Annotated in this window: 14 protein-coding genes; 6 read left to right on the forward strand and 8 right to left on the reverse strand. The window is 62.1% G+C overall.

Going from position 1 to position 13057, the window contains the following annotated elements:
- The first annotated feature begins 34 nt into the window (after positions 1-34).
- Both OQ248_RS25835 and OQ248_RS25840 read left to right on the forward strand, forming a co-directional pair.
- Positions 35-2281 (forward strand): TonB-dependent siderophore receptor, encoded by a 2247-nt coding sequence (locus tag OQ248_RS25835; RefSeq protein WP_265814531.1) that lies wholly within the window; start codon positions 35-37, stop codon positions 2279-2281.
- Positions 2282-2466: 185 nt separating this feature from the next.
- Complete coding sequence (locus tag OQ248_RS25840) at positions 2467-2673, forward strand: hypothetical protein (protein WP_265814532.1); 207 nt, start codon at positions 2467-2469, stop codon at positions 2671-2673.
- A gap of 83 nt (positions 2674-2756) precedes the next feature.
- On the opposite strand, the gene OQ248_RS25845 is transcribed toward OQ248_RS25840, so the two are convergent.
- From OQ248_RS25845 to OQ248_RS25875, 7 genes are all read right to left on the reverse strand, one after another.
- A complete protein-coding gene (locus OQ248_RS25845) occupies positions 2757-3254 on the reverse strand; it encodes a GNAT family N-acetyltransferase (RefSeq protein WP_265814533.1) in 498 nt (165 codons plus the stop codon).
- Positions 3255-3351: 97 nt separating this feature from the next.
- Entirely contained in the window at positions 3352-3933 is a 582-nt protein-coding gene (locus tag OQ248_RS25850) for a DinB family protein (protein ID WP_265814534.1), read from the reverse strand.
- 17 nt (positions 3934-3950) lie between these two features.
- Positions 3951-5069 (reverse strand): cell division protein ZapE, encoded by a 1119-nt coding sequence (gene zapE, locus OQ248_RS25855; RefSeq protein ID WP_265814535.1) that lies wholly within the window; start codon positions 5067-5069, stop codon positions 3951-3953.
- Positions 5070-5091: 22 nt separating this feature from the next.
- Positions 5092-5433: a nuclear transport factor 2 family protein gene (locus OQ248_RS25860; RefSeq protein WP_085708179.1), complete on the reverse strand. Its 342-nt coding sequence runs from the start codon at positions 5431-5433 to the stop codon at positions 5092-5094.
- Positions 5434-5484: 51 nt separating this feature from the next.
- A complete protein-coding gene (locus OQ248_RS25865) occupies positions 5485-6201 on the reverse strand; it encodes a YafY family protein (protein WP_114882765.1) in 717 nt (238 codons plus the stop codon).
- Between the two features lie 88 nt (positions 6202-6289).
- On the reverse strand, positions 6290-7249 hold the full coding sequence (gene speB / locus OQ248_RS25870; RefSeq protein WP_265814536.1) for an agmatinase: 960 nt from the start codon (positions 7247-7249) through the stop codon (positions 6290-6292).
- 29 nt (positions 7250-7278) lie between these two features.
- The gene (locus tag OQ248_RS25875; RefSeq protein WP_265814537.1) at positions 7279-8370 is read right to left on the reverse strand and encodes a polyamine ABC transporter substrate-binding protein; all 1092 of its coding nucleotides are present in this window, start codon (positions 8368-8370) and stop codon (positions 7279-7281) included.
- Positions 8371-8469: 99 nt separating this feature from the next.
- Here OQ248_RS25875 and OQ248_RS25880 point away from each other — a divergent pair, with 99 nt between their 5' ends.
- From OQ248_RS25880 to OQ248_RS25895, 4 genes are all read left to right on the forward strand, one after another.
- Positions 8470-9369 (forward strand): LysR family transcriptional regulator, encoded by a 900-nt coding sequence (locus tag OQ248_RS25880; protein ID WP_265814538.1) that lies wholly within the window; start codon positions 8470-8472, stop codon positions 9367-9369.
- A gap of 99 nt (positions 9370-9468) precedes the next feature.
- Positions 9469-10935, forward strand: coding sequence for a nucleobase:cation symporter-2 family protein (locus tag OQ248_RS25885; RefSeq protein ID WP_265814539.1), 1467 nt, complete (start codon positions 9469-9471; stop codon positions 10933-10935).
- A gap of 70 nt (positions 10936-11005) precedes the next feature.
- Positions 11006-11479, forward strand: coding sequence for an LEA type 2 family protein (locus OQ248_RS25890; protein ID WP_265814540.1), 474 nt, complete (start codon positions 11006-11008; stop codon positions 11477-11479).
- A gap of 53 nt (positions 11480-11532) precedes the next feature.
- Positions 11533-12087: a GNAT family N-acetyltransferase gene (locus tag OQ248_RS25895; RefSeq protein ID WP_265814541.1), complete on the forward strand. Its 555-nt coding sequence runs from the start codon at positions 11533-11535 to the stop codon at positions 12085-12087.
- Here the strand turns inward: OQ248_RS25895 and OQ248_RS25900 are convergent.
- Positions 12077-13000, reverse strand: a complete 924-nt coding sequence (locus OQ248_RS25900) for a carbon-nitrogen hydrolase family protein (RefSeq protein ID WP_265814542.1) — start codon at positions 12998-13000, stop codon at positions 12077-12079. The genes OQ248_RS25895 and OQ248_RS25900 overlap by 11 nt on opposite strands.
- Positions 13001-13057: the final 57 nt, after the last annotated feature.

The raw sequence follows: 13057 nt of genomic DNA on the forward strand, positions 1-13057 counted from the left end.
GAAATTTTCCCTCGAAGACAAGGAGTCGGCTGCGATGTTCGCGCCCATCACCCGTTCCATGACCCTCACCCTCGGCCTGTGCAGCGTGGCCCTGAGCCCTGACCTGCTGGCCGAAACCGACGCCGACAAGCAACCGGAGCCCGCTGCCACGGCCCTCGAACTCGCCTCGACCAGCGTCACCGCCCAAGGCTTGGGCAGCAACACCGAGAACACGGAGTCCTACACCACCGGCGCGATGAACACCGCGACCAGGCTGAACCTGTCGATCAAGGAAACCCCGCAATCGGTGTCCGTGGTCACCCGTCAGCAAATGGATGATTTCAAGCTCGGTACATTGTCGGAGGCCATGAGCCAGACCACCGGCATCGTGGTGCAGCACAACGATTCGGATCGGGTCAGTTATTCGTCTCGCGGGTACTCGATCAACAACTTCCAGATCGACGGGATGCTCAATACCTTCAGCTACATGAAGTCTGACGCCGACACCATCATCTACGACCGCATCGAAGTGGTACGCGGAGCCACCGGCCTGACCACCGGCGCCGGCGATCCCTCGGCCACGATCAACATGGTACGCAAGCGCCCGACCTCGCAACTGCAGGCATTGGCTGGCGTCAGCGGCGGCAGCTACGACGATTACTACAGTTACGTCGACGTCGGAGGACCGCTGGCATTCGACGGGCGCCTGCGTGGCCGCAGTGTGCTGGCCTATCGCGACAGCGGTTCGTTCCGCGACAAGTATGCCCTGCAACGGGAAGTCGGCTACGGCATCCTCGAAGCCGACCTCACCGATTCGACCGTGCTTGCAGTCGGTTATGACTACCAGGACAAACAGGTGCAAGGCACCTCGTGGGGCACCACACCGTACTGGAATGCCGACGGCAGCAAGGCCGGCCTCGGTCGCTCGACCAACATGGCGACTTCGTGGAGCTCATGGCCGTTGCGCGACAAGACCGCGTTCACCACCCTCGATCAGCAACTGGCGGCTGGCTGGCATTTGAAGGCGGCCTACACCCACCGCAAGAGCGACGGTGACGGTAAGGTCTACTACGCAGGCTCCGGTTACCCGGAACCCGACCGCAGCGGCATGACCGCGACCATCGGCCACATGATCGGCGACCAGAGCATGCGCGCCTACGACCTCAATCTGGCCGGCCCTTACTCGCTGTTTGGCCGTGAACACGAATTGATGTTCGGCTACGGCGAGGCCGAGCGCCGCTCGAGAGATCCGTTCAACGTTGATGGCCCGCGCGCATCCGATTACGAAAGCGTGCGCGACTGGAAATACATGGGCGGCATCAACAAGTACCCCGACACCACCACCCGCCTGCCGAGCTTCAAGGACAGCACCCGGCAAAAGGCAGGCTACCTTGCCACGCGCCTGAGCCTGACCGACGAATTGCACGCGGTGCTGGGCAGTCGCTACGGCAGCTGGGAGGCCTCCAGCAAGACGTATGCCTACGATCAGAACCTGCAACTGACTGGTGTCGATGCCAGCAGCCAGCAACACAACGACATGTGGACGCCGTATGCCGGCCTGCTCTACGACCTGACGCCGGAATACACCGCGTATGTCAGCTACACCGACATTTTCAAACCACAGGGCGTGCGCGACGCCAGCCGCAATTACATCGATCCGGTGGTTGGCAGCAACTATGAGGTGGGGCTCAAAGGCAGTTTGCTGGAGGAGCGCCTGAACGTTTCCACCGCAGTGTTCTGGAGCAAGCAGGACAACGTCGCCGAGCTCGATGAATCGACGCTGCCCGATCCGGACACAGGCGAGCAGTTCTACAAGTCCGGCGGCAAGGGCAACAAGGTCAATGGCTTCGAAGCCGAAGTCTCCGGCGAGATTCATGATGGCTGGAACATGACCGCCGGTTACACCTACACCCACTCGGCCAACGGTGAGAAGCAACGCAGCAACACCAATCAGCCGCTGAACCTGTTCCGCCTTTCCACCGCCTATCGCCTGCCGGGCAACTGGCATGCGCTGACCGTCGGCGGCGCGCTCAACTGGCAGAGCGATGTCTACGGCAACGCCAAACGGCCGATCGGGCGCGGCGCCAACGGCCGGATCATCACTGAACCTGCGCGCATTCGTCAGGAGGCGTACACCGTGGTCAAGCTGATGTCGCGTTATGAATTCGACAAACATCTGTCGGCTTCCCTGAACGTCGACAATCTGTTCGACAAGAAGTATTACGACAACGTCGGCTTCTACAACGGCGTGTTCTGGGGCGATCCGCGCACCGTAACACTGAGCCTCGACTGGAAACTCTAAGCCCTCCCCTGCGATCTGCACGCGTCAGCGGCGCGTGCAGCCTGCGTCCGGCATTCCTTGGAAACAATCGGTAAAACCTGCACGGAACGCGCGTTAACCCCAGGTTAATACCCCTGGCTGACACTGCGCCCCGAGGCACTGATTCATGGACGAACGGCTCCGACATTTTTTCGTAGGAGACAACCATGAAAACCACGACTGCACTCCTTGCCGGTCTGATCACACTTGCATCCGCCAGCGCTTTCGCCGAGGGCGGTGCCGAGCGGATGCGCTATCACTGGGAAAACTTCCCGGTCCACACCGCCCAAAGCCAACAGGCTGACACCAAAACCAACGAACTCCGCGTTCCGGACGACCAGACCGCACAGGTCACCGAGCATTACCGTCCGTGATGTAACAAGGTTTACCGATGGACCTGCGATGGCTCCGCTCTGGCTTCGCAGATGACAGTTGGGCGCCCTTCGGGGCGCCTTTTTTATGCCTGCAGTTCCTTGATCCAGAACAGCATGCGCCCGTGATTGGGGTCGAACATGCCCGGCGCAAAGCCGAATTTGGCGTAGGAACCCTGAGCGACGGCATTACCTTCGAGCACTTCCAGGGTGATCTTGCAGCAGCCGCGCTGACGGGCGATTTCCTCGACCTTGCGCAGCATTTTCTGACTCAGTCCCAATCCTCGAAACTTTGTCACCACCGACACGTCGTGCACGTTGACCAGTGGTTTGCAGGCGAAGGTCGAAAAACCCTCGAAGCAGTTCACCAGCCCCGCCGGCTCCCCGCCGACAAAGGCCAGGACGCTGAAGGCGTGAGGCCGCTTGGCCAGCTCTGCGGGCAGTTGCTGCAACAGTTCGGGGGCAATGGGATGACCGCCACCCATAGGATCTTCAGCGTAATGATTGAGCACCACACCGATGGCCTCGGCATGCAGCGGGTTGGTATAGCTGGCTTGAAGCACAAGAATCTCTGCGGAATCCATTTCCATCCTCGATCGCACGGGCCCCGGTGCGTTTCATACGCACTGAAAGGCTCACCGACCTTAGCGCGAGGCAACCTGCGACCACAACCCGACCGTCTCAGTGGCCCCAGATCAGTTCTTCGGTCCAGCCCAGCTCGGCGAAATCCTCGGCCCGCAACCCGGATTCACCGGCGCAGAAAAATTCATCCAGTTGCGGCGGTTTCACCGGCGTGCCGCTGAGCATGGCGTGGACCTGGCCACGATGGTGGATCTGATGTTCGAACAGGTGCGAAATCATCCGCAGACGGCTGTCGTGCTGCGGCGTGTCCCGGGCGATGGTGACGATGCGCCCCAGATCGGCATCGCGCAGTTGTTCGCAATAGGCGATCAAGCGACGGTCGACATGGGCCTGTTCGCGGCGCAAGGACTGTGCCTCGGTGAAGGGTTCGTCTGCATTGAAGAACACGTAGCAGTCGGGATGCGGTTCGTCACCGCGCAACTCGCGTTCCAACGCATCGACGTAGAACCAGTCGCAGGTGAGGATGTGATTGAGGGTCAGGCGAATGCTCGGGAAGAAACTGACCCTGGGTGCCGCCAGCTCCGTGTCGTCGAGCTGCAGCCAGGCCTTGGCCAGTCGATGGTTGGCCCAAGCGTTCTGATAAGCCATGGTCAGCAAGTGATGGGACAGTGGCTGAGGCATGTCGCGCCCTCCGTGCATCAAGTGTCGGCAAAGCGTTGCAGCTGCATCTCCTGCAAACGGCTGAGGGTCCGGCGGAACGGGAACTCCAGATAGCCCTCGGTGTACAGCGCGTCCATCGGTACATCGGCCTCGATGTACAGCGGCACCTTGCGGTCGTAACACTCGTCGACCAGCGCAATGAAGCGTCGCACGCCGTCATCGTGCACCGACAGTTGCGGCAATTCACGGTCGCCGGCCACCACCCGCTCCGCGCCGTCCTCGGTGCCACGGGCGATCCGCCCTTCACGCTTTTGCGCGCTCAGGTTCGGCACCTCGCTCAACAGGATAGCCCGGTAGGTGTCGCACAGCGCGATGAAGTCCATGGCGGCGAACGGTTGCTCGCACAGGTCGGCGTAACGGCACCACAGCACCGAATCACTGGCCTGCACCACGTTCAAGGCGCGGTAACCGACCCGCACCGGTTCGTCGCTGACGGTTTGCCCGGCGGCCAATGCGTCGAACACCTGATTCAGCGCGCTACCCTGCCCCGGTGATGCAACCCAATAGCGCTGTTCGATGGCCCCCGGATGCAATCGATGATCTTCGGCGCCGTTTACCGCGACCACCTGCATGTGTTGCTTGATTGCGGTGATCGCCGGCAGGAAGCGGTCGCGGTTGAATCCGTCCGCATACAGTTGATCCGGCGGCAGGTTGGAGGTGCAGACCACCACCACGCCTTCGTCGAACATCACCTGAAACAACCGCCCGAGGATGATCGCGTCGCCGATGTCATTGACGAACAGTTCATCGAAGCACAGCACCCGCACTTCGGCCGCCAGTTCCCGGGCCAAGGCCCGCAATGGATCGGCGATCCCGGTCAACTGAAAGGAACGCTGGTGCACCCAGCCCATGAAGTGATGAAAGTGCTGCCGCCGCGCCGGCACCCGCAGGCTTTGATGGAACTGGTCCATCAGCCAGGTCTTGCCGCGCCCGACCGGGCCCCACAGGTAGACGCCGGTGACCGAACGGGCACCGGCGTGCAGGGCTTCGTGGCATTTTTGCAACGCCCAGACCGCGTGCTCCTGGGCTTCATCCTGGATGAAGCCCTTGTGCTCGACGGCATGTTGCCAGGCGTTTAGGGGAGAGTCGAAAGTCATGCGCGGCAGTATGCCACGACGGCTACACGGAAATATCCAGCCGTGCGATTTTGCCCTGCTCGTTGAGGCGGAAGGTGTAGCGCAGCTCCAGCGGGCTGCCGGGAAACGTCCCGGAAATCAGCCCTTGCACCAGCACTTTGCCGGTGCGCTGCTGGACGCCCAGCACCTCGACCCGCGGCTGATAGCGTTGGGCGGTGTCTTGCATCCAGTCGGCGATGGCCTGCGGGCCGACCTGATGGCGGCCTTCATCAAACACATGGGCATCCTCGGCGAAAAAACTGCCAACCCGGGACGTATCGCGAGCATTGGCGGCGTTGATGTACTCAACGATGGCCGGGGCGAGTATCGAGGTGGGATGGAACATGAGTGCAACTCCTTGTTTTCGGTTCTGACGCCATCCTAGAACAGCCCTGCGTCAGTTTTTGTCAGGAGTGAAACGCCCGTTGTCGTCCAGTTGCATCTGGCGCTGCCAGGTGCGCAGCAGGTCGCTGCGGCGTCCCGGATAACGCTCGCCCTGCAGGCTGGCGGCGGCAATGCGGTCGGTACGAAACGTGCGATACGCACTGCGCAACTCGCACCACGCCACGATGATCCGCACCTCGTTGAGAAACCCCAGCGCCAAAGGCCAGATCAGCCGCTGGCTCGGCACCTGCTGTGCGTCGGCGTAATCGATGTGCAGCTTGGCCTGGTCGCGGATCGCCTGACGAAACACATTCAACGGCACCACGTTCTGCGGAAACCCGTAACCGGGCGGCCCGGGCATCACCGTCGGGTTGCGCATCGCCTCCTGAGCCTGGGGATCCAGCACCGCCGCAATTTTTGCAAGCGCATCCGCTGCGGCTTTGCTCAGGACCTCGTCGCCGCGCTGATCGACGTAACGCAAGCCCAGAACGATGGCTTCGGTCTCATCGGCGTTGAGCATCAGCGGCGGCAGAAACAAACCGCTGCGCAGCACATAACCGATGCCCGCCTCGCCGTGGATCGGCGCGCCGAGCGCCGTCAGTTCGGCGATGTCGCGATAGAGGGTGCGTTCGGAGATTTCCAGCTCGGAGGCCAGCGTCGCCGCGGTGACCGGGCGTTTCTTGCCGCGCAGCACTTGCAGCAAAGTCAGTAAACGAGTGGTTCGCGACACGATGCGAGGCTCTGGACAGAAATTTGCCGGAGCTTAGCAGAGCCTGGTGTCAGAAATTGTCAGGAGCTTTCACCAGGCCCAGAGCCGATTACGCGTCGACTTTATGCCTCGCCGCGTAAAGACACAGCATCTCCATCGCCAGCGTCGCCGCCGCCAGCGACGTCACGTCCGCATGGTCGTATGCAGGGGCCACTTCCACCACGTCCATGCCCACCAGATTGATCCCGCGCAGGCCTCCGAGGATTTCCAGCGCCTGCACGGTGCTCAACCCGCCGCAGACCGGTGTACCGGTGCCCGGAGCAAACGCTGGATCGAGACAGTCGATATCGAACGTCAGGTACACCGGGTTATCGCCGACCCGCGCGCGAATGGCCTCGACAATCGCTTCACAGCCCCGCCGATGCACCTGCCGTGCGTCCAGCACCTGAAAGCCCTGATGATCGTCATTGGTGGTGCGCAAACCGATCTGCACCGAGCGCGCCGGATCCACCAGCCCTTCCCGCGCCGCGTGCCAGAACATGGTGCCGTGGTCGACCCGTTTGCCGCCCTCGTCTGGCCAGGTGTCGCTGTGGGCGTCGAAGTGGATCAACGACAGCCTGCCGTGCTTGCGCGCATGGGCCTTGAGCAGCGGGTAGCTGATGAAGTGGTCGCCGCCGAATGTGAGCATCGCACTGCCGGAGCTGAGGATGTGTTCGGCGTGAGCCTCGATACTTTCCGGAATGGTGTGCGGCGAGCCGTAATCGAAGTCGCAATCGCCGTAATCGATCACTGCCAGATGATCGAACGGGTCGAATGCCCATGGCCAGTGTCGTTCCCAGGCGATCCCGGTGGACGCCGCACGAATCCCGCGCGGCCCGAAACGGGCGCCCGGACGGTTGCTGGTGGCGGTGTCGAACGGCACGCCGCTGACAACCACGTCCACTCCGCGCAGGTCACGGCTGTAGCGCCGGCGCATGAAACTGGTGATCCCGGCGTAGGTGCTTTCGGCAGCGGTGCCGTAAAGGCTGTGACGGGTCAGGGCCTGATCGTTTTGCATTGGCACGTCCATCGATGTGCTCCTTTGGTGTTTATCCAGCGTTATTGATGGCTACGGAAAGTGGTCCACAGGCGCGTGCGCTGCCGCATGTCCTTGAGGCTCATGCTGCGGTCGGCGTACAGCCGCTCGCGCACTTCGGGTTTCGGGTAAATGTCCGGATCGTTACGCACCGCTTCGTCCACCAGCGGCGTGGCGGCCTGGTTGGCGGTAGCGAAGAACAGTGAGTTGGTCAGCGCCGCCACGGATTCAGGGCGCAACATGAATTCGATGAAGGCCCGCGCAGCTTCCGGGTGCGGCGCGTCCTTGGGGATGGCGAGGTTGTCCTGCCACACCAGCGTGCCCTCTTTCGGGATGCGGTAAGCGACCTCGAACGGCTTGTTGGCCTTGCGTGCCTGATCGGCGGCCATGCTCGCATCGCCGTTATAGGTCAGCGCCAGGCACACGCTGCCGTTGGCCAGATCGCTGATCTGCCGGCCCGTGGCGACGTAGAGCACCGAGGGCTGCAACTTCTGCAACAAGGCTTCGGCGGCGGCCAGATCGTTCTTGTCGGTGCTGTAGGGATCCTTGCCGAGGTAGTGCAGCGCCAGACCGATCACTTCCTGCGGCGAGTCGAGAATGGCGATCCCGCAGTCCTTGAGCTTGCTGGCGTATTCGGGCTTGAACAGCAGATCGAGGCTGTTGAGCGGCACGTCCGGCAGCCGTTGCTTGACTGCCTCGACATTCATGCCCAGACCGAGCGTGCCCCAGGTGTAGGGCACGCCGTAGCGATTGCCGGGATCGACCGCCGCCAGCTTTTCCAACAGATCGGGATCGAGATTGGCGTAACCCTTGAGCCCTTCGTGAGGGATTTCCTTCAATGCGCCGGCGGCCAATCCACGGGCCAGCACGCTGGACGACGGCACCACCACGTCGTAGCCGCTGCCGCCGGTCAGCAGTTTGGTTTCCAGCACCTCGGAGGTGTCGAACGTGTCGTAGCGCACATGAATGCCAGTTTCCTTTTCAAAGCGCTGCAAGGTTTCCGGCGCAACGTAATCGGCCCAGCTATAGAGGTTGAGCGTCTTGTCCTCGGCCTGGGCGGCGATGGAGACGGAGAGCAACAGCGCGGGCAAACACAACTTGAACAAGGGAGCCATGACGTACACCTGACCGGAGGAAGTGGTGGCAGGATGCGCCGTCGGATACATTGCAAAAATATCAAGTTTGTTAACCTGACTTTATGCCGGAGTAATGTAATGCTCAGTCAGCTCCACGATGTCGATTTGCAGCTGCTGCGCCTGTTTCTCGGCGTGGTCGAGTCCAACGGTTTCAGCGCCGCCCAAGGTGAGCTGGGGCTGAGCCAGTCGAGCATCAGCCAGCAAATGGCCAAGCTGGAAACCCGTCTCGGCTATCGAGTGTGCAACCGTGGCAAGGGTGGTTTCAGCCTCACTCCCAAAGGCGAGCAACTGCTGATTGCTGCGCGCAGTCTGTTCGATTCGATCGAAACCTTCCGTCATCAATCCAACGGCGTGGCCGGACGCCTGATCGGCGAAGTGCGGCTGGGCCTGTCGGAAGCGGTCGATCAATCGGTGCTGCAACGGGTGGCCGAGGCGATCCGGCGCTTTCGCGAACGAGACGAATCGGTGCGCATCGAGCTGATCAGCGCCATGCCCGGCGAAATGGAGCGCCTGCTGCTGCAACAGCGGCTGGACCTGGCCATCGGTTACTTCTCCCAGGTGCAGAGTGCCTTTGATTACCGCGAATTGTTCAGCGAAACCCAGCATCTGTATTGCGCGCCCGGCCATCCGCTGTTCACCAACGATGCCCCCGATGAAGCGGCGTTGCAGGCGTGTGACCGGGTCGATCATCCGTACCGTTTTCTGCGCAGCGACGAACCGTTTCAGGGCAAGGTCTGCTCGGCGCGCTCGGAACAGGTCGAAGGCACCCTCGCCTTCGTTCTGTCCGGCAAACACCTCGGCTATCTGCCCAGCCATTACGCCCGTCAATGGCAGGATAAAGGACTGCTGCGTCCGGTGCTGGAAGGCGAGTTAAGCTTCGAAGTGGCGTTTCATCTGGCCCGGCATCGGGCACAGGTGCCGGGGGATGCGCAAAAGGCGTTTGAGGAAGATCTGCTGTCAGCCTTTGGTCGAACCTGACCTTTTGGGCAGTTTTAATGCGTTGCCCTCGCCCCTCGCTTGCGGCATCCTGCGCACCCATTTTCCGACCCGGCCCCGCATTGCGGCACGCAAACCACCATGACCGTCTCTGAAAAAGCCCCGCGCAACAACGATCTCATCTACGGTCTCAACGACCGTCCGCACTTCACCGCGACGGTGTTTGCCGCGCTGCAACACGTGCTGGCCAGCTTCGTCGGCATCATCACCCCGACCCTGATCATGGGCGGCGCCCTCGGTCTGCAAAGTGAAATCCCGTACCTGATCAGCATGGCGCTGTTCGTCTCCGGCCTCGGTACGTTCGTCCAGGCCAAGCGTTTCGGCCCGGTCGGTTCGGGACTGCTGTGCCTGCAGGGCACCAGTTTTTCCTTTATCAGCGTGATCCTCAGCGCCGGTTTCATGGTCAAGGCCCGGGGCGGCAGCACCGATGAGATCCTGTCGACGATCTTCGGCGTGTGTTTCTTCGCCGCGTTCATCGAAGTGGTCCTGAGCCAGTTCATCGGCAAGCTGCGCATGCTGATCACCCCGGTGGTGACCGGCACCATCATCACGCTGATGGGCCTGTCGCTGATCAAAGTGGCGATGACCGACATTGCCGGCGGCTTCGGCGCGGCGGATCTGGGCGCGGGCAGCCATGTGTTCCTGGCGGCGCTGGTGCTGGGCACCATCGTGGTGTTGAACCGGGTCGACGTGCCGTTCCTGCGTCTGGGCGCGATCGTCATCGGCCTGACCCTCGGCTACGTGGTGGCGTGGCTGATGGGCACCGTGGATTTCGCCAACCTGCCCGAAGTGCCGGTGGTCAGCGTGCCGGTGCCGTTCAAGTACGGCTTCAACTTCGACTGGGTGGCGTTTGTGCCGGTGGCGGTGATTTTCCTGGTGTCGCCGCTGGAGGCTGCCGGTGACCTGACCGCCAACTCGATGATTTCCCGGCAACCGGTCAAGGGCCCGTTGTACATCCGCCGGATCAAGTCCGGGCTGCTGGCCGACGGCCTCAACTCCGCGATGGCAGCGGTGTTCAACAGCATGCCGATGGTGACCTTCGCCCAGAACAACGGGGTGATTCAGCTCACCGGCGTGGCCAGCCGCTACGTGGCGTTCTTCATTGCCGGCCTGCTGGTGCTGCTGGGTCTGTTCCCGATGATCGGCGCGGTGCTGCAACTGATGCCGAAACCGGTGCTCGGCGGCGCAGAGCTGGTGATGTTCGGCACCGTGGCGGTGGCCGGGATCAAGATCCTCGCCGAGGCCGGCCTGCATCGACGCAACATGCTGATCGTGGCGATTTCCGTCGGCATGGGCCTGGGCATCGCCGCCGTGCCGGAAGTGCTGCGCGAACTGCCGCAGGCGCTGCGCAATATTTTCGAATCGCCGATCACCGTCGGTGCGCTGTGTGCGATCGTGTTGAACATCTTCCTGCCGGAAGAGTTCATCGAACTGGAAGAGGATGACTTCGACCCGGAAGCCTCTATCCTTCAGGTCATGGAAAACCCCGACGTGCCGGCCAAAGGTGAACCTGCCTCCCCGGCCGCTGTCGCACAGTTGAACCGTTGATCCTGTCCGCTCGATGAAAAAAGGGCTGATACCGGCAACGGTTCAGCCCTTTTTCAATGAGAGAGCATCAATGCGCCGTCTCCAAGCCGTCATCCTGTCCCTGCTTCTGCTCTCCCTCAGCGCCTGTGCGCTGTTCCCCAACCGCGACCCGGTGAACATCAACGTGGTCGGCGTCGAACCGCTGCCGAGCCAGGACCTGGAAGTGCGCTTCGCTATCAAGCTGCGGGTGCAGAACCCCAATGAAACCGCCATCAATTACAACGGCATCGCGCTGGATCTTGACGTGAACGGGCATTCGTTTGCGTCCGGTGTCAGCGATCAGAGCGGTTCCATTCCCCGGTTTTCCGAAGCCATCGTCAGCGTCCCGGTGAGCATTTCGGCGTTCTCGGTGTTGCGCCAGACCCTGGGTCTGAGCCAGACGCAATCCCTCGACAACCTGCCTTATGTGCTGCGCGGCAAACTGGCGGGCGGTGTGTTTGGCACCATGCGTTTTGTCGACAGCGGCAAACTCAGCCTGCCGCGAGCCAGTGCCGCAACCTGGTAAAGATGCGGTAGCCTGCAGCGCACAACGTCAGAAAACATGGAAGTCGCAGGCTTATGGAAGACACGCCCACGCTGTACACCGAACGGCTGATTCTGCGCCCGCTGGAACTGGCGGACGCCGAGGCCATCCAGCAGCAGTTTGCGCACTGGGAAGTGGTGCGTTACCTGAACGCTTTGGTGCCCTGGCCCTATCCGGACGATGGCGCCCTCACCTACCTGCGCGACATTGCGCTGCCGGCGATTGCGGCGGGCAAAGAGTGGCACTGGACGATTCGTCTCAAGTCGGCACCTGAGCAATTGATCGGCAACATCAGCCTGATGGACGAGACGGACAACCATCGCGGGTTCTGGCTTGCCCCGGCCTGGCAGGGCCAGGGCCTGATGACCGAAGCCAGCGAAGCCGTGACCCGCTACTGGTTCGAAACCCTCGATCAACCGCTGATGCGCGTACCGAAGGCCGCACCGAACATTGGCTCCCGAAAGCTCTCGGAACGCACCGGCATGCGCTTGATCCGCACTGATGAGGACGACTTCGTCAGCGGCCGCTTCCCACGGGAAATCTGGGAAATCACCCGTGAGGAGTGGCAACAGCAGCGCCTCAAGCGGTGAAGCGCACACCGGGTTTGGCGCGCTCGTCCACGCTCAACTCGAACACATCCGGCCGTGCATAGTGGCCGACCACGTCGTAGTCATAGCGGGCCCGCACCAGTTCATCGGTGTCGATTTCGGCGGTGAGCAATCCGGCCTCGCCCCGAAGCGGCCCGGCCAGCACATCGCCCATCGGCCCGACGATCACGCTGCCACCGGCGATCAGTGGTCGATCCCCCGGCCAGTTGGCGATCTCCACGCCCAACTCATTCGGCGAGGCCTGCACCTGACAGGCGCTGACCACAAAGCAGCGCCCTTCATGGGCGATGTGGCGCATGCTGACCTGCCACATCTCGCGCTCGTCCACGGTCGGCGCGCACCAGACCTCAATGCCCTTGGCGTACATCGCGGTGCGCAGCAGCGGCATCATGTTTTCCCAGCAGATCACCGCGCCGAGCTTGCCGACCTGAGTGTCGAGCACCGGCAATGTTGAACCGTCGCCCTTGCCCCAGATCAGCCGCTCGGTGCCGGTGGGCATGAGTTTGCGGTGTCTGGCCACCAGGCCCGCCTGCGGGTCGAAATACAGGGCGGTGCAATGCAGTGTGCTGCCGACCCGTTCGATCACGCCGATCACCAGATTGGCCCCGGTACGCGCCGACAGTCCGGCCAACGCTTCGGTTTCCACGCCCGGCACATCGATGGCATTGGCGAAGTAACGGGCGTAGGCCTCACGCCCTTCGGGCAAGCGATAACCCAGTTGCGTGCCGAAGCCCTCGCCTTTCGGGTAACCGCCGAGCAGCGCTTCGGGCATCACGACCAACGCGGCACCGGACTCGATGATGGCGCCTTCCCAGCTCAGAATCTGTTCCAGGGTTTCACCCTTGCCACCGGGCAAGGCACCGATCTGCAGGGCGGCAACGATTGATTTTGGCATGGCGGTCACTCCGTGAAGTTCAGGTGTTGCTCATTCTCCGGCGCCACGGGATCATGA

Source organism: Pseudomonas sp. COW5 (genome assembly GCF_026240005.1).
GTDB classification, from domain to species: domain Bacteria; phylum Pseudomonadota; class Gammaproteobacteria; order Pseudomonadales; family Pseudomonadaceae; genus Aquipseudomonas; species Aquipseudomonas kribbensis.